This window comes from Streptomyces sp. NBC_01384 (assembly GCF_045040035.1).
Lineage (GTDB): Bacteria > Actinomycetota > Actinomycetes > Streptomycetales > Streptomycetaceae > Streptomyces.
The window spans coordinates 8,634,435-8,650,040 of record NZ_CP109559.1 but is presented as its reverse complement, the minus strand read 5'-3'; the positions used below and the strand labels follow the sequence as shown (position 1 = coordinate 8,650,040).

The 15,606-nt window shown below is 69.3% G+C and carries 11 protein-coding genes and 1 pseudogene; 7 read left to right on the top strand and 5 right to left on the bottom strand.

Going from position 1 to position 15,606, the window contains the following annotated elements; all coding sequences use genetic code 11:
* Nucleotides 1–75: 75 nt before the first annotated feature.
* Nucleotides 76–978: a phosphatase PAP2 family protein gene (locus OG747_RS39715; protein ID WP_405884186.1), complete on the top strand. Its 903-nt coding sequence runs from the start codon at nucleotides 76–78 to the stop codon at nucleotides 976–978.
* Nucleotides 975–1,928: a DMT family transporter gene (locus OG747_RS39710; RefSeq protein WP_405884185.1), complete on the top strand. Its 954-nt coding sequence runs from the start codon at nucleotides 975–977 to the stop codon at nucleotides 1,926–1,928. Before OG747_RS39715 ends, OG747_RS39710 begins: the two co-directional genes overlap by 4 nt.
* A 72-nt stretch (nucleotides 1,929–2,000) precedes the next feature.
* Here the strand turns inward: OG747_RS39710 and OG747_RS39705 are convergent, their stop codons facing one another.
* Nucleotides 2,001–2,846 carry a phospholipid scramblase-related protein gene (locus tag OG747_RS39705; RefSeq protein WP_405884183.1) on the bottom strand — a complete coding sequence of 282 codons (846 nt, stop codon included), beginning with the start codon at nucleotides 2,844–2,846 and terminating at the stop codon, nucleotides 2,001–2,003.
* A 52-nt stretch (nucleotides 2,847–2,898) separates the two neighbouring features.
* Nucleotides 2,899–4,950: a phosphocholine-specific phospholipase C gene (locus OG747_RS39700; protein ID WP_405884182.1), complete on the bottom strand. Its 2,052-nt coding sequence runs from the start codon at nucleotides 4,948–4,950 to the stop codon at nucleotides 2,899–2,901.
* A 413-nt stretch (nucleotides 4,951–5,363) separates the two neighbouring features.
* Between OG747_RS39700 and OG747_RS39695 the strand changes: the two genes are divergently transcribed.
* Nucleotides 5,364–5,543 (top strand): hypothetical protein, encoded by a 180-nt coding sequence (locus OG747_RS39695; protein ID WP_405886117.1) that lies wholly within the window; start codon nucleotides 5,364–5,366, stop codon nucleotides 5,541–5,543.
* Nucleotides 5,544–5,831: 288 nt separating this feature from the next.
* Complete coding sequence (locus OG747_RS39690; RefSeq protein WP_405884181.1) at nucleotides 5,832–6,167, top strand: hypothetical protein; 336 nt, start codon at nucleotides 5,832–5,834, stop codon at nucleotides 6,165–6,167.
* 53 nt (nucleotides 6,168–6,220) lie between these two features.
* On the opposite strand, the gene OG747_RS39685 is transcribed toward OG747_RS39690, so the two are convergent.
* Nucleotides 6,221–9,097 (bottom strand): MGH1-like glycoside hydrolase domain-containing protein, encoded by a 2,877-nt coding sequence (locus tag OG747_RS39685; protein ID WP_405884180.1) that lies wholly within the window; start codon nucleotides 9,095–9,097, stop codon nucleotides 6,221–6,223.
* A gap of 396 nt (nucleotides 9,098–9,493) precedes the next feature.
* On the opposite strand from OG747_RS39685, the gene OG747_RS39680 reads away from it, so the two are divergent.
* Entirely contained in the window at nucleotides 9,494–11,362 is a 1,869-nt protein-coding gene (locus tag OG747_RS39680) for a glycoside hydrolase family 76 protein (protein WP_405884179.1), read from the top strand.
* A 200-nt stretch (nucleotides 11,363–11,562) separates the two neighbouring features.
* On the opposite strand, the pseudogene OG747_RS39675 reads toward OG747_RS39680, so the two are convergent.
* A pseudogene (locus tag OG747_RS39675) lies at nucleotides 11,563–12,153 on the bottom strand (IS701 family transposase); the annotation flags it as partial.
* A 149-nt stretch (nucleotides 12,154–12,302) separates the two neighbouring features.
* Between OG747_RS39675 and OG747_RS39670 the strand changes: the two are divergent.
* Nucleotides 12,303–12,479: a hypothetical protein gene (locus OG747_RS39670; protein ID WP_405884178.1), complete on the top strand. Its 177-nt coding sequence runs from the start codon at nucleotides 12,303–12,305 to the stop codon at nucleotides 12,477–12,479.
* A 476-nt stretch (nucleotides 12,480–12,955) separates the two neighbouring features.
* On the top strand, nucleotides 12,956–13,657 hold the full coding sequence (locus tag OG747_RS39665) for a FadR/GntR family transcriptional regulator (protein ID WP_405884177.1): 702 nt from the start codon (nucleotides 12,956–12,958) through the stop codon (nucleotides 13,655–13,657).
* Between the two features lie 114 nt (nucleotides 13,658–13,771).
* Here OG747_RS39665 and OG747_RS39660 read toward each other — a convergent pair whose 3' ends face one another.
* On the bottom strand, nucleotides 13,772–15,388 hold the full coding sequence (locus tag OG747_RS39660) for a cellulase family glycosylhydrolase (protein ID WP_405885947.1): 1,617 nt from the start codon (nucleotides 15,386–15,388) through the stop codon (nucleotides 13,772–13,774).
* Between the last annotated feature and the right edge of the window lie 218 nt (nucleotides 15,389–15,606).

Sequence of the window (15,606 nt, the reverse complement as noted above, 5' to 3'; positions counted from 1 at the left end):
TGGATGTCGAGTGGATCCTGTCCTGGGCTCACCACGCACCACCCCACGCAAGACCGTCAGCAAAGGGGCCGGGAGATGGATTCCCGCACCGAGCCCGCAGAGGCAGAACCCGAGCCGGAGCCGGCCGTGGCGATACCCCGGCCGTCGCCGCGAAGCACCGACGCACGGCCGCCGCTCGTACGTGAGCTCCTGTTGGTCGTAGGACTCTTCGTCGTCTACAAGGTCGGCCGGCAGCTGGCCGACGGCCACACCGCCGAGGCCTTCCGCAACGCGGGCCGCGTGTGGGACTGGGAGCGGACACTCCACCTGCCGGATGAGGGCGCGGTGCAGGGCGCGCTGCTGCACAGCGACACCCTGGTGCACCTCGCGAACACCTACTACGCGACCGTGCACTTCCCGGCCACCGTGGCGTTCCTGGTCTGGATGTACCTGCGGCGCCCGGTCCACTACGTGTGGGCACGCCGGGTACTGGCCGCGGTCACCGCCGCCGCCCTGGTGCTGCACCTCACCTTCCCGCTCGCCCCGCCCCGGCTGCTGGCCGCGGCGGGCCTCGTGGACACCGGTCAGGTGTACGGACCCACGGTGTACGGGGCGCACCCGGCGACCGACGAGATGGCGAACCAGTTCGCGGCGATGCCCTCGCTGCACTTCGGCTGGGCGCTGATGGTGGCGATCGGCCTGATCGCCGCCACCCGCTCCCGCCGACGCTGGCTGTGGCTGCTGCACCCGTTGCTCACCCTGCTGGTGATCGTCGGTACGGCGAACCACTACTGGCTCGACGCGATCGTGGCGACCGCGCTGCTCGGCATCGCCCTGGCCGTGATCCGCCTGCCGCGCGGGGCCAGGACGACCGCGGATCGCGCTCAGAAGCTCGCCGCCGCCGTAGAAGCATCCGAAGAGGCCGTCGGAGAGGCCAGGGAATCCGGCGGGGCCGGCGACAAGGAATCCGTACCGGAGCTCGTGGGGGCAGGACGATGAACGCCACTCTCGCCGCCGTCGTCCTGTCGCTGTTCTCGGCCGTCGCGTACGCCGCCGCGGCCGTCGCCCAGGAGCGGCTGGCCTCCCGGACCCCCGACTCGGGCACGCTGCGACTGCTGGGCAGCGGAGCCTGGTGGTGGACGGTCGTGCTGAACGCGTCCGCCGCGCTGCTGCACGTCGCCGCGCTCAAGTACGGCACGCTCACCCTCGTCCAGCCGCTCGGCGCGCTCACGCTGGTGGCCGCGGTGCCGCTCGGCGCACGGGTCGCGGGCCGACGGGTCAGCGCGGTCGAGTGGCGGGGTACCGCGCTCACCCTGATCGGACTGTCCGCGCTGCTGATCACGGCGTCCGGGCCGGCGCCGGACGATGTGCTGAGCGTGCCGCAGGCGCTGGGCGTGGCGGCCACCACGGCCGCGCTGATCGGCATCCTGTCGCGGCCCGGCGCCCGGCCGGGGCTGCGGCACGCGACCGCCTCCGGCTTCGCCTCGGGTGTCGCCTCGGCACTCACGCAGACGGTGACGGTGGCCGTGACGGACCGCTCCGGACCGCTGCTCAGCACGCAGGTGATCGTGGTGGCCCTGCTCGTGGCGGCCTTCGCGACGGGCGGACTGCTCCTGTCGCAGACCGCCTACCGGGGTGGTCTCGGCGCGCCGCTGGCCGTCGTGACGCTCGCCAATCCGGTCGCCGCCGCGGCCATCGGCCTCTTCCTGCTCGGCGAGCAGCTCCAGGGCGGCTCCGCGGGCCTGCTGCTGGCGGCGGTCGGCGCGGGGGTGGCGGCCTGGGGCGTGGTGACACTGTCCCGTTCGGTGCCGGAACCCGCGCTGCCACAGCCCGTGGTGGACGACGAGCACCCGGTCGCCGCGGTGCTGGCGCTGGAGCCCGGATGGGCGGCGTACGAACCCTCGTTGCTGCCGAAGCAGCCCAACCCGGGGCATCTGACGCGCCTGTAGAGAACCCGCGTATGGAGAAGGGCGGTTGCGGAGATCCGCAACCGCCCTTCCTCATGTCACTTCTTGTCGCTGTCAGCCCAGTCCTCGGGAGTCCTGCTTGAGCGCCGTGTCGACGGTCAGCGCCGTCGCGACGACGAGGCTCAGCAGCGGCTCGGGGAGCTGGTAGTGGATCTGCAGGACGTAGTTGTCCGCAGTGGTGAACATCGTCTTGGCGAGGCCTTCCCAGGTCTTGGTGATCCGTGCGACCTCGTTGTCCGCGTGGTCGACGATGGCGAAGTTCCAGGCGCGCCAGTTCTCCGCCTTGATCGCGCCGACCTGCTGGCCGTTGACGTTGATCGCGAAGTTGATCTTCCCGATCATGTTCTGCTGCACTATCTCGCCGACCGGCTGTCCGTCCGGACGCTCCACGATGACCCGCGACTTGATGAGCTTCGCGGGACGCGTGAGCCGCAGCACCGGCTGCCCGTAGGCGTCACGGATCTCCAGCTTGTGCGTCATGTACTGGTCGAGGCTGGAGACGAAGCGGAGCACCTTCTTCAGGCCGCTCTGGCCGACCTCGACGACCGCGCCGAGCTGGTTGCCCTGCTGGTCCATGACCTTGTACTCGTTGGTCAACTCGATCAGCTTGGCCTTCTGGTTCACCACCAGGACCGGCTCGGTAAACAGGGTGCCACCGCCCGCGCCACCGCCCGCGACACCCGCCTGCTGCTGCACCTGCTTCTGCACGCGCGGGTCGGGGCCGGCCGTCGGCTGTCCGTACGGCTGCTGGGCCTGCTGCGGAACCGTCTGCCCGGCCGGGGCCGCCTGGTCCGCATTGGTGTGCTCGGTCCACTGCGAGCCGTCCCAATAACGCAACGTCTGGGGCGCCCCGTGCGGATCCGGGTACCAACCTGCAGGAGTGTTCGAATGCGTGGTCACCGGGGCACACTACCGTGAGCCGGCTGGAAATTGACCAGAGGTGAGATATCCATCAGCCGGTGACGATCGCCGGGTCGCTCACACCCGGCCGGCCGTTCTCGACATGTCCGGCGAACCGGCGCAGGAAGCCCGCGTCCGCCGCGGACTCGACGGTCAGGTCGTACCAGCGTCGGCTCGTCCGCAGGTCCACCATGTGCCGCACGGTCGCGCCCGCCCGCACCTGGAACGAAATCGGCCGCCCTCCATAGCCGTTGGTGAGCTTGAGCTCGACCGTGCCGGAGCCCTTGTTGGTGAAGGTCAGCTCCACGTTCCCGCCGACGTGCCGAGCGGTGACCTCGGGACCCGCGGTCTTCCCGGGGCCCTTGAAGACACGCAGGAAGCCGTTGGGACCGTGCACCGTCAGGTCGTACGAGCCGCTGGAGTACGCCGAGTTCCAGGCGTCCGAGACGGTCTTGCCGGCCTCGGTGGTGTAGGTCCAGGGACCGTCGGTGCGGTTGCCGGAGGTGACGAAGAAGGCGGCACCGGCCTTGGCCCCCGAGCCGAAGGTGAGCGTGAACTTCCCGGCCGCCGCGCCCGCCGAACCGTCCACCAGGGGCGCGTACTTGAGCGGGCGGGCCGGACGCTGGCCGCGCTCCTGCTTGGGCAGGACGGGGTTCGCGGGCGGGGTCGGCACATAGTCGGGGTGGCGGTCGTGGTCCGGCGGCCGGTAGCCGTCGGTGTCCGGCAGCGCGACCGGCTTGGTGTCCTTGCAGGAGAAGTCGAACGCGGCGGTGAGATCGCCGCTGATCGCACGCCGCCAGGGCGAGATGTTGGGCTCGTGCACCCCGAAGCGGGCTTCCATGAACCGGATGATCGAGGTGTGGTCGAGGGTCTCGGAGCAGACGAAACCGCCCTTGCTCCAGGGCGAGACGACGAGCATCGGCACCCGCTGGCCGAGTCCGTACGGTCCGGCGGCGCGGCTCGCGTCACCCTTGTAGAGGTCCGGGCCGACGTCGACCGTGGACTTGCCCTGCGCGGCGGACTGCGGCGGGAACGGCGGCACGAGGTGGTCGAAGAAGCCGTCGTTCTCGTCGTACGTGACGAACAGCGCCGTCTTCGCCCACACCTCGGGGTTGGAGGTGAGCGCGTCCAGGACCTGCGCGATGTACCAGGCACCGTAGTTCGCGGGCCAGTTGGGGTGCTCGGTGAAGGCCTCGGGCGCGACGACCCAGGAGATCTTCGGCAGCTTCTTGCCCTGCACATCGGCCTTCAGCTGGTCGAAGAAGCCCTCGCCCTTGCGGGCGTCGGTGCCGGTGCGGGCCTTGTCGTAGAGCGGGTCGCCGGGCTTGGCATTGCGGTACTGGTTGAAGTACAGCAGCGAGTTGTCCCCGTAGTTTCCGCGGTAGGCGTCCGGGATCCAGCCCCAGGAGCCGTTCGCGTCGAGGCCGTCGCCGACGTCCTGGTAGATCTTCCAGGAGACCCCGGCCGCCTCCAGCCGCTCCGGATACGTCGTCCAGTCGTAGCCCACCTCGTCGTTGCCGAGGACCGGGCCGCCGCCCTTGCCGTCGTTGCCCGTGTATCCCGTCCACATGTAGTAGCGGTTCGGGTCGGTGGAGCCGATGAACGAGCAGTGGTACGCGTCGCAGATGGTGAACGCGTCGGCGAGCGCGTAGTGGAACGGGATGTCCTCACGCGTCAGATACGCCATCGTCGTCGACGACTTGGCGGGCACCCACTTGTCGTACTTGCCCTGGTTGAAGGCGGTGTGGCCGTCGCTCCAGCCGTGCGGGAGGTCCTGGATGAACTGCAGGCCCAGGTTGTCGGCGGCGGGCCGGAAGGGCAGCACCTCCTTGGTGCCGTCCGACTGGTGCCAGACCGACTTGCCGCTGGGCAGGGTCGACGGGCGCGGGTCGCCGAAGCCGCGGACGCCTCTGAGTGAGCCGAAGTAGTGGTCGAAGGACCGGTTCTCCTGCATCAGCACGACGATGTGCTCGACGTCGTCGATCGTGCCCGACCGGTGGTGCGCGGGCAGTGCGGCGGCACGCTCGATGCTGTTCGACAGGGCGGTGAACGCCGCGGTACCACCGGCGAGTTGGAGGAAGCGGCGTCGGTTCACTTGAGGCATGGCTGGGTGACCTCTTGTCCTGACGTGGTGCTGTGGATGGGACCTGCGCGGGGGGAGTGTTCCAAGAGGACCGAATGCCGGGGAAGACCCCGTGGCGTGGGTATGACGGACAGGCGTCTGTGACGCGAACAGAACCGGCCGTGGTTCCCGCGCCGAGTGCGCCGCTCAAGCACCCTTGCGGAGCACGGCGGTGATCTCCAGGCCGGTCTCCCGGTCCAGCCTGCCCGGGCCGTCCACGCCCAGCGCGAGCGCCAGCTCTCGGCCGGGAGGTCCACCGCGGACTCGACCAGCAAGGCGAAGGTGTCCATCGCGGCCCGGCCCCGACGCAGGCCGACGCCCGCAAGCCCCAGCGCGATCAGGGGTTACGCCCCGGCCTCGCCTCAGCCTCATCGAGTCTCCTGAAGCCAATCACTGTGCTGCTGAGTACCCTGCGGTGGCGCACCCGGGCTTACACCGCGCGGGCGTACGACGAGCAGGTCGACTACGTCCTGCATGTCAAGGACCAGGTCCTGACGCCGGCGCAGGTCGCCGCCAAGGTGGCGGCGTACCGCAGCGCGGGCACCACGTTCGAGGACACCGTCCCCAGCGGCTGAACCCCGCCAAGGGCCGGGGTCGGTAGTGACGCCCGCAGGCCGGCGTCACTACCGACCCCGGCCGGCGGATCAGCTCGGTTCCAGCCCCGACGCCCGCACCGTCCAAGCTCCGGGCCATGCGCGTATCGGTCTTGGAGGACGATCCCGAGCTGGGGCCCTCGCTGGACTTCACCACGACGGCACTGCTCGCCTTCGCACTGACCGCACAGGCCGACGGCGAGTAGCCGAGCCTCTGAGACTGCTCAAGTCGCTTGGCTTACATGGAACATGACGGTCAGGCTGATCCACATGACAGGAATCGCGGGACTGAGCAAGAAGAACAACTTCGTGTTGGCCATCCGGGACGCCGACGTGGTCGCGGCTGCCCTGCGTCAGGCACTGGCCGGGGCCTCGCCGGAGGAGCGCCCGGGCCTGGAACGCGCCGCCGCACTCGTCGAGTGCACCGCCGCCGCCACCGAAACCCAGCTGCGCGCCCGCTGGGTCCGCTACCGGCTGACCGCCGTCGGCTTCACCGGGGATATCACCTCGGTCGCGGCGGTGCGGGCACTGCGCCAGGCGGAACCGAAACTGAGTCTGCTGGCGGCGGTGCAACTGCAGAAGGAGGCTGTGGCCCATACGGAGTGATCCGGCAGCCCCCGAACACGCGGGGACGGAGGCTGCCGGAGGCGTTGCGCTGCTCAGGACGTGAGGTAGCAGGTCTTGCTCACGCCGGGCAGCGGATCGGTGCCGAACGCCGCCGTCGTGCAGCCGGTGCCACCGGTGAACGACTTGTAGAGGAAGCGGCCCCGTGCGCCGTAGGCGACTGTCTGCTGTCCGCTGAAGGCGCACGTGCCGCCTTCAGCGGAGCAGGCGGTGGCGTAGCCGGTCGGACCGCCGGTGGCGGTGTAGCAGGCCTTCGACTCGCCGGGGATCGGGTCGCCGAACGTGGCGTCGGTGCACGGGGTGTCGCCGGTGGCGGTGAGCGTGGTGAACGCTCCGAAGGCGCCGTACATCACCGGCTGTCCCGCGGCGGCCGAGCAAGTGCCGTTCTGGGAAGCGCACTTGGTCCAGCCCCCGGCCGGGGCTCCGTCGGGTGGCAGGTAGCAGGACTTGGCGACGCCGTCGATGGGATCGCCGAAGTGGGCGTTGGTGCAGGCGACGGAGCCGTTGGTGACCTGGTGGACGAAGTTGCCGTTGGCGCCGTAGGCGACGTCGCGGTTGTAGCCGGGCACGGCGCAGGTGCCGCCCTCGGCCGCGCAGGCGGTGTATCCGGGCGGGCCGCCCGCGTCGGCGACGTAGCAGGACTTGACGAGGTTCGACGCCGGGTCGCCGCCGAAGGAGTCGTTGGTGCAGGCAGTGCTGCCGGTCACCGTCTTGTACGTGTACGTTCCGGCGCCGTAGGCCACCGAGCGGGTACCGCTGAAGGAGCAGGTGCCGCCCTCGCCGGCGCATCGGGTGAAGCCGGCTCGCAGGGCACCGGTTCCGGGATCGGCGGGTGCCGACGGGTTGCCCAGTCCGGTGGCGGACACGGTGTAGCTGCCGGGGGCGACGCCGGTGAGGTAGACGTAGGTGTCGTCCTGGCTCGCGCCGGTGATGCCGGAGGTGGGTGTGAAGGTTCCGTTGCTCCAGACGGTGGTGCCGTTCACGGACACCGAGATGTTGCCTCCGCCGAGCTTCGGGACGCCGATGCGGCCGGTGGTGCCGGACGGGCTGGTCAGGTGCGCCGCGTAGGTGCCTGCGGCGGGGTCGCGGGACCAGGACGCGTTGATGGCGCCCTGTGGCATGGTGATGCGGCCCTCGGCGCTGGTCAGGTCGCCGGGGTGCGGGACGAAGCGGTAGGTGCCGTTCGCCGACTCCGGTGCGGTGCCCAGCACGTCGAAGGTGAGCGTGGAGGTGGGCGCGGTGGACCAGCCGTGGGCCAGGCTCATGAACGAACCGCCGTAGGCGAGGCCGCCGTCGGACTTGACGCCTTCCCAGAAGGTGCTCTTGGTGCCGATGTCGCTGTCGAGCATGTGGCCCCAGGTGCGGCGGATCTGGTCCAGGGCGGTGTAGTCGTCATTGGCGGTGAAGCGGGCGTTCAGCTCCATGCCGCCCGCGAAGGGCGACACGTTGCCGCCCCATTCGGGGGTGGTGGGGCCGTAGATGCCCCAGTTCTTCCCGAGCCCGGCGATGACGCTCTTCGACCTGGCCGTGGAATCGGTCAACCCATACCAGACGGCGAGGGAGTTGCCGTCCTGCGGGTAGAGCCCGCTGGTGGGGTTGTCCTTGTACATGCCCTTCGAGGCGTCCCACAGCAGTGAGTTGGCCGCGGCCTTGATGGCGGCCGCCTTGCCGTTCCAGCTCGCGGCGAGCGCGCTGTCGCCCTCGGCCGTGGCCAGGGTGGCGCCGCCCTTGAGCGCCGCGTACAGCAACGCGTTGGCGGAGACGTTCTCGCCGCCCTGACCGACCCGGGCCCAGTCCTGGGTGCGGGTCACGTTGAGCAGGTTGTTGCCGTCGATCTTGTTGGTGATGAAGGCCATCCCGCGCTTGTAGTTGGCCCATTCGGAGTCCAGCCACGCCCGGTCGGCCGAGTAGGTGTAGTACGTGGACGTACCCAGCAGCGTCCAGGTGTGGTAAGTGTCCGAGCCGGTGAGGTTGAACGGCGGTCCCGACCAGGGGATCTCACCCTGCGCCGACTGCGCGTTGTACATCGTGGTGAGCGCGTTGCGGGTCGAGGTCAGGTCGTTGGAGTACGCGTACTGCGTGGGTACGGCGATGCCCATGTCGCCGGGCCACACCGTACGGTCGCGCTTGGCCCCGTCGACCAGGACGGAGTCACCGACACCGACGGCGGCGCTGTTGTCCCACGCCGAGGCCGGCGGGGGCCAGGCGCGGCCCTGGTCGGAGGCGATCGTGTTGAGCTGCACGGTGTACGCCCCGGCGTACCAGATGCGGTTGAGCAGATCGTCGCTGGAGGAGAAGTAGTTGGCGTAGTCGGCCGGGTCGGCCTTCCCCGGAGCCGCGGTGAAGTCGAGGCTGACGCCGTTGAGGTCCACCCAGCCCGAGGTGTCGAGGAAGACGGTGAGGTAGCGGAAGCCGCCACGCAGTTGCGCCGTGGGCATCGTGTAGGTGCCGTTGGCGGAGGCCGTGGCGTACAGGGCCCCGTCCTCGCCGTCGCGGCCGCTGCTGCGGTCGCTGTTGTTGCCGACGTACAGGGACGACTCGCTGAAGGCCAGGCCGACCCGTTGGCCGTTGTCGCTGGTACTGCCGAAGGACAACGTTGCCAGGCCGCCGACCTCCTTGCCGAAGTCGAGGGTGATGGCCGACTGCGAGCCGGAGATCCGTGTCGACTGCCCGCTGAGGACGTTCTGCGGGTTCGCGACGCTGCCCGACGTCCGGTAGACGGCGGTCGGCTTGAGGGTGCGTGAGGTTGGCGAGTAGTTCGAGGCAGCAAGATCCGCCAGAGGTCTGGACGTTGTGGCAGCCGACGCCGCCTCGGACGAGGGAGAGGCTGCACTGGCAGACGGCGCGGGAGCCACGGCCAGCGCGGCGGCCACGAGCACGGCGAGGCCAAGTAGGCGCCCTGGACAGGGCATTCGGTTCAGCGGGGGCCGGCGGCGGCGCATGAGTACCTCCCGGATCGGATACGGAAATTGACTGCTCGAATCGGCGACCAGCCGCTTGAATCGATTCAAAAAGATCGCCCGAGAAGGCCTGGGATTGAAGGGGCAGCGGGTGTGCGAGATGACTCGCCGAAGTTCGCACCGATGATGGGCGCACGAAAAGCGGGTGTCAACCCATCGCGACATCTGTCAACTCCATTGAAAAAGCTGCCCCTTGCGGCATTGACAGAGCATCGCCAAGCCAGTTCACTGCCTCGGGGAGAGGTATGGACCAGTGCTCGATTCCCGCCCGGCTCGGCGAGAGCCGACGGCCCCAGCCGCCACGTCCTTCAACCGGCGTCCCCCATCGTGAAATCGAGGCGAGTTCCGGTGTCCTTACGAAGCTCCGACATCGTTGTCAGATCACGGCTTCTCAGCTTCCTGCTGACGGCCGCTCTCGCGTTCGTGGCACTGGTCCCGGCCGCCACGCCGGCGACCGCGGCCGCCGCCACCCAGGTGTGCGTACTGGCCTGTGACACGCTGGACCCCTCACAGGCCCGGCAGGAGAGCTTCCCCGTGCCGAACAAGGACCTCAACGGCCGTCGCCTCGAACTCCACGTGTCCGACGCGGACGACATGGCCTGGGCCAGCATCGACAACGGCGTCACCGGCGACTCGGTGTGGCTGGACCGCTCCTGGGACGGCGGCGCCACCTGGGAAGGACTGCTCGGCAAGGCGAGCATCCCGAGCACCTGGACCGGCACCAGGACACTGATGTACAACATCACCGACCCCCGCAACCACAGACGCGGGCTCGTGCGGGCCTGCGGCGACGCCGCCGGCGTCGGCTGCACGAACTGGGTCTACCCCACCGTCTGCGACACGCTCTGCGACGGCACCGACGCCGGCCAGGCGGCCGGCGACGACCAGCCGGTGCCGTCGACCACCCTCTACGGCCGCACGATCCGGCTGCACGTCGACCAGAAGAACTCCATGGCCTGGGCGAGCATCGACACCGGTGGCGCCGGCGACGAGATCTGGCTCGACCGCTCCTGGGACGGCGGCGCGACCTGGCCGGACGGCTCCTCACTCGGCCGCACCAGCACCCCGTCCGGGGCCACCACCACCCGGACCGCGATGTACGCCACCCGCGACCCGCGCGGCCTCCTCCACGGCGGCGCGGTCCGCGCCTGCGGCCGCGAGGCCGGCCACAACGAGGGCAGTTGCACCGCGTGGGTCAGGTCCACGCCGACCAGAGCGCGGGCCGCGGCGGACGCGCTGATGTCCTCGTACGACCCCTACAACGGCTGGTGGCCCAGCAGTTGGTGGAACTCCGCCGCCACCCTCACCTCCCTCATCGACTTCGCGAAGACCACCGGCACGCACGACTACGACTGGGTCATCGCGCGCACCTTCGACCAGAACAAGGGCACCTTCGCCGCCGGCGTGCGCAGTTCGGACGCGATCGAGGGCGACTTCATCAGCCGTTCCATCGACGACTCGGGCTGGTGGGCCATCGCGTGGATCGACGCGTACGACTACACCGGCGACTCCCGCTACCTCAACGAGGCCGTCACCATCGCCAACTACGTCCAGCAGTACTGGGACACCGGCACCTGCGGCGGCGGCGTGTGGTGGGACCGCGAGCGCACCTACAAGAACGCCGTGACGAACGGGCAGTACCTCTGGCTGACCACCGCGCTGCACCAGCGCATCCCGGGCGACACCGTGTGGCTCCAGCGGGCCAAGACGTCCGCCGCCTGGTACCGGTCCAGCGGGATGATCAACGCCTCGGGGCTGGTGAACGACGGGCTGACCTCGGCCTGCGCCAACAACGGCAGCACCGTGTGGAGTTACAATCAGGGACTGGCCATCGGCGGCTTCACCGAACTGTGGAGGACGACCGGGGACAGTTCGCTGCTGGCCACCGCGCGGACCCTGGCCGACGCCGCCGTCAGCAGCCCGACGCTGACCGCCGGCGGAGTGCTCACGGAGTCCTGCGACGTCGGCTCGGCCTCCTGCGACGACAACCAGAAGCAGTTCAAGGGCATCTTCATGCGGAACTTCGCCGACCTCGCGAAGGTCACCGGCTCCAGCACCTACCAGAGTTACGTCCAGAAGCAGGCGGACACACTGTGGGCGAAGGACCGCAACTCCCTCAACGCGCTCGGTGAACGCTGGGCCGGCACCAGCCCCAACCAGACCGACTGGCGTACCCAGGCCGGCGCCCTCGGAGCGCTCACCGCCGCCGCGGGCTGACTACCGGTTCCGGGAGCTGACGGCACGCGCACCCGACCCGGGTGGGAGCGGGTGCTCGGGCCGTCCGTGCCGCTCGCCGCGCACTGGCCGAGCCACAGCCAGGAGGGACCGTCGCCGGATTCGCCCCGAAGCCGCTCACCACGGTAACGATCACGCTTGATCTGCGACGATGCGACTTCTGCCGCTGACGATGCGAACCAACAAAACGGGACGGCGGCCGCCATCGCCTGCTCCAGCATGTCGATGGCCTGCTCGGGCTCGGTGGCGAAGCCGACCTGGTCGGGCACCCCGGCTTCACGGCACCGCTCGCGGTCGGAGGTCCATTCCTCGGGCAGGTATAGACGGCGGTCGATGAAGGCGTGTCCGGCGGCGGTGGCGTAGGTGAGCATCACCAAGGTCTGGCAGTTGCGCACGTCCCCGGTCAGTCCGCAGTGCTGGAAGGCCACCCCGACCGACCTGGTGCCCTTCTTCTGAGCCTGGGTGTCGTCGATGACCAGCGAGGCGTCCGCATCGCCCAGGTGCGTGATCACGTAGTCGCGGACCGCGTCGCGCAGCCGGTCGCCGTCCCACACCGAGCCGTTGAGCAGCCACTGCATCCGGTCCGCGGTCACGTGACCGGCCCGCTCCGCCAGCGTCCAGCCGTTCTTCTTCGGCAGCTCCGCCAGCGGTCCCCCGATGAACTGCGCGAACACCACCCGCGGCTCCGGCCGGTTGAACAAGAACCCCAACGAACCGGTCAGCACGGGCAGTTCGGCATCCCACTCGGCTATCTGCTCAGCCGTCACACCCATCATCATGCCCGGTCAACGACACTCCGCAGGCCCCGTCACAAGATCTCCGGCTGTAGTACATGGGCAGTCCGTCTCTCAAGCGGTGAGTTGAGAGACTCCCGTCATGGGATCTTGGGGAACTTTGAGGCTGGCGCTGTTGTCTGTGGAAGGTGTTGCGCTCGGCGGGCCGGTCGCTGTTTGGCCAGTACCTGGTGTCGCGAGCGAGCACCCGCCAGCTTGAGATACAGGAGTCGGCCGCGCACCGTGCGGAGCTGAAGAACGTGATCCTGAAGTTCCTGTGCATCGCGTCGCAGGTGGAGAAGGCGGCGCTGAACTTTGCTGCATAGTTCGCGGATGTCCACATAGCGGGACGAATTCCACGTCGGATGTCCCCAGCCGACTGGACGCGTTGCTGCGGACTTCGGTAGGCGTCGGATGCCCGGGGGGAAGCCGAGTTGACCGACGGCTGGTTCAACACGGCCTACCGCGTCCTGCTCGACGACGGCCAGGTCGCCGTCGTCTGCATGAAAACCATCCCTGCCCCGCTCGCGCGACCCCATCCTCGCGAACGACCGGGCCACGCGAAAGAAGGTAGGGCGGCATGAACTGCACGGTACGCCCCTTCCGACGGCGGCGAACGTCTTCCCGCTCGCCCATCCGACTATCATCAACTCATCCTGGGTGTACGAAGTCCGGAACAGCTGGCGCGGAACGTGGAACTCCACCGTCGACACATCCCCGAAGGTCTCTGGGACGATCTTCGCGCCCAAGGACTCATCAGGTCGGACGCGCCGACGCAGAACGGTCACGCAAGGAGTTCTCGGTGTCCCTGACCGACAAGGCGATTGAGCAGATCCGCGAGCTGATCCGCACCGGTGCGCTGCCCCCCGGCTCGAAGCTGCCGCCCGAACAGGACCTGGCAGCCCAGCTGGGTCTGTCCCGCAACCTGGCCCGTGAAGCCGTAAAGGCACTGGCCGTCGCGCGCGTCCTGGAGGTACGACGGGGCGACGGCACGTACGTGACCAGCCTGCAGCCGAGCCTGCTCCTGGAGGGGCTGGGCGGAGCAGTGGAGCTGCTGCAGGGCGACTCGGCCGCCCTGCAAGACCTCATGGAGGTACGGCGGCTTCTCGAGCCGGTCGCCACCGCGCTCGCCGCCACCCGGATCACCGACGCTCAGCTGGCCGAGGTGAAACGGCATCTGGACGCCATGCGCGAGGCACGCGAGGACGTCGAGCGCCTCAATGCCCACGATGCCGCCTTCCACCGCGCCGTCGTCTCCGCCACGGGGAACGAGTCGCTGCTCACCCTGCTGGAGGGCATTTCCGGCCGCACGCTGCGCGCCCGTATCTGGCGCGGCCTGGTCGACACCCATGCCGCGGGCCGGACCCTCGCCGAGCACGAAGCGATCTTCTCGGCGCTCGCCACCCGCGACGCCACGCTCAGCCACGCCGCCGCGTTGCTGCATGTGAGCAACACTGAACAGTGGCTGCGTCGGCACCTGCAGTCCACGGAACTCACTCGCTGACAGGGCCCACATCACGTACCGCAGTCAGGCGCACCCGACCGTGGAGCGCGGGATCCGCCGGGATCCGGCCCTCGGCTCTGCCGAGCGGGACGACCCCGGCGGTCGCGCACCGCGTCAGCGGGTCACGAAAGTGGCGGGTAGGCGTTCTGCATCAGCTGCTGGAACTGGGCGGAGAACCAGTGCCCTGCCAGCGGCGCGTTCGGCAGTGCGCCCGTGGGGTTGTTGCCGTTGCGCGCGTTGCCTCCGTACGTCGGGTCGCACATCCGGTCGAAGCCCTTGCCCTCGTCGTTGGAGACGGCGGAGCTTGGGTGTGCCGTCGTAGGCGGAGATCAGGGAGGGTCCGGAGGAGCAGTCCCAGGTGTTCCAGGTCCAGCCCAGGTAGGACAGGTTGTGGTCGTCGAACCACTTCATGACCTGGTCGGCGAAGGAGTGCGAGCAGGTGTTCTCGCCGATCTCCCCGGCGACCAGCGGTACCTGGGCGGCAACCGGAGCGAGGGTGGAGTTCCAGCAGTCGGCACTCACGCAGGCGTTGAAGTTGTAGACGTGGTACGCGGCGGCGAGATTGCCCGCAGGGTCGGTGGGCTTGTACGCCGACCACTGGCTGAGATCGTTGGAGTAGGCGAGCCCGCCGGCCATGACGACGTTCTTCGCACCGGCCCCGCGTACGGCGCCGACCAGGTCCTGCATACCGGCGACCTCGTAGGAGATCCCCGGGCAGGTGCCGCCGTCCCGCCAGCACTTCCAGGCGTCCGTCGCGCTGGAGGTCGCCCGGTCCGGGTAGGGCTCGTTGAACAGGTCGAACACGACCGCCTGGTCGTCCTTGAAGGTGCCCGCGACCGAGGACCAGAAGGACGGCGCGTACCGCGCGTCCGGCATGGGCTTCTGGCAGCTGGCGTGGACGTCGGAGCAGCCGGCCGAGTTACCGGTGTACTGACCGTACGTCCAGTGCAGGTCGAGAATCGGGGTCAGGCCGTGCGCCTCGGCGCGAGTGACCAGGTCCTTGACGGCGCCTATGTAGTTGGCGCCCGCGTATTCGGGCTTGATGTCGGAAAGTCCCAGCCAGCACTCCTCGTTGAGCGGGATGCGGATCGTGTTGGCCTTCCAGTCGGCGATCGCCTTGATCGCCGCGTCGTCCACCGGGCCGTCCCAGATGCCGCGGCCCTGCACGCACATGAACTCGCCGCCGGAGCGGTTCACGCCGAGCAGCCGGCGCGACCTGCCCTCGGCGTCCACGAGCTCGGTGCCCGACACGTGCAGCGCGGGCGCGTTGCCGCTCGAGGGCGGCGGATCGGTCGGCGGCGGTGTCGTGGGACCGGTGTCGATGTTGCAGGTCGTACCGTTGAGCTTGAACGCCGTCGGCACGGCGTTGCTCCCCGACCAGGAGCCGACGAAGCCTGCGCTGACGCTCGCGCCGGAGCCGAGGGAGCCGTTCCAGCTCTCGTCGGCGGCGGTCACGGTGGTGCCGGACTGGGACCACTTGGCGTTCCAGCCCTGAGTGACCTTCTGGCCGCCCCCGAAGTCGAACGTGAGCTTCCAGCCGCTCAGCGCGGCCTGGTTGTTGGTGATCTTCACGGAGCCCTGGAAACCGCTGTCCCACTGGCTGGTGACGGCGTACTCCACCGTGCAGGCGGGTGTGGCTCCCTCGGCCGTGACCACCGGGACGATCGCACCCGAGACGAGCGCAACCGCACCGACGACGGCTAAAAGTACTGAACGCGGGGGGTGTCGCATGAGCGACGCCGACTGGACGCGTTGCTGCGAAGTTCCGTAGGTGTCGGATGCCGGGCGGAAGCCGAGTTGACCGACGGCTGGTTCAACACGGCCTACCGCGTCCTGCTCGACGACGACCGGGCCGCTCACCACGGAAGCCGTGGTCTACCGGCGGATCGCGGCGCTCCCCGGCGGTGGCGTGCCGACGCCCGCGCTGCTGTACACGGGTGAGGATGATG

Coding starts and splice junctions, on each gene's coding strand:
- OG747_RS39715 (WP_405884186.1), top strand. CDS start 76: ATGGATTCCCGCACCGAGCCCGCAGAGGCAGAACCCGAGCCGGAGCCG.
- OG747_RS39710 (WP_405884185.1), top strand. CDS start 975: ATGAACGCCACTCTCGCCGCCGTCGTCCTGTCGCTGTTCTCGGCCGTC.
- OG747_RS39700 (WP_405884182.1), bottom strand. CDS start 4,950: ATGCCTCAAGTGAACCGACGCCGCTTCCTCCAACTCGCCGGTGGTACC.
- OG747_RS39690 (WP_405884181.1), top strand. CDS start 5,832: ATGACAGGAATCGCGGGACTGAGCAAGAAGAACAACTTCGTGTTGGCC.
- OG747_RS39685 (WP_405884180.1), bottom strand. CDS start 9,097: ATGCCCTGTCCAGGGCGCCTACTTGGCCTCGCCGTGCTCGTGGCCGCC.
- OG747_RS39660 (WP_405885947.1), bottom strand. CDS start 15,388: ATGCGACACCCCCCGCGTTCAGTACTTTTAGCCGTCGTCGGTGCGGTT.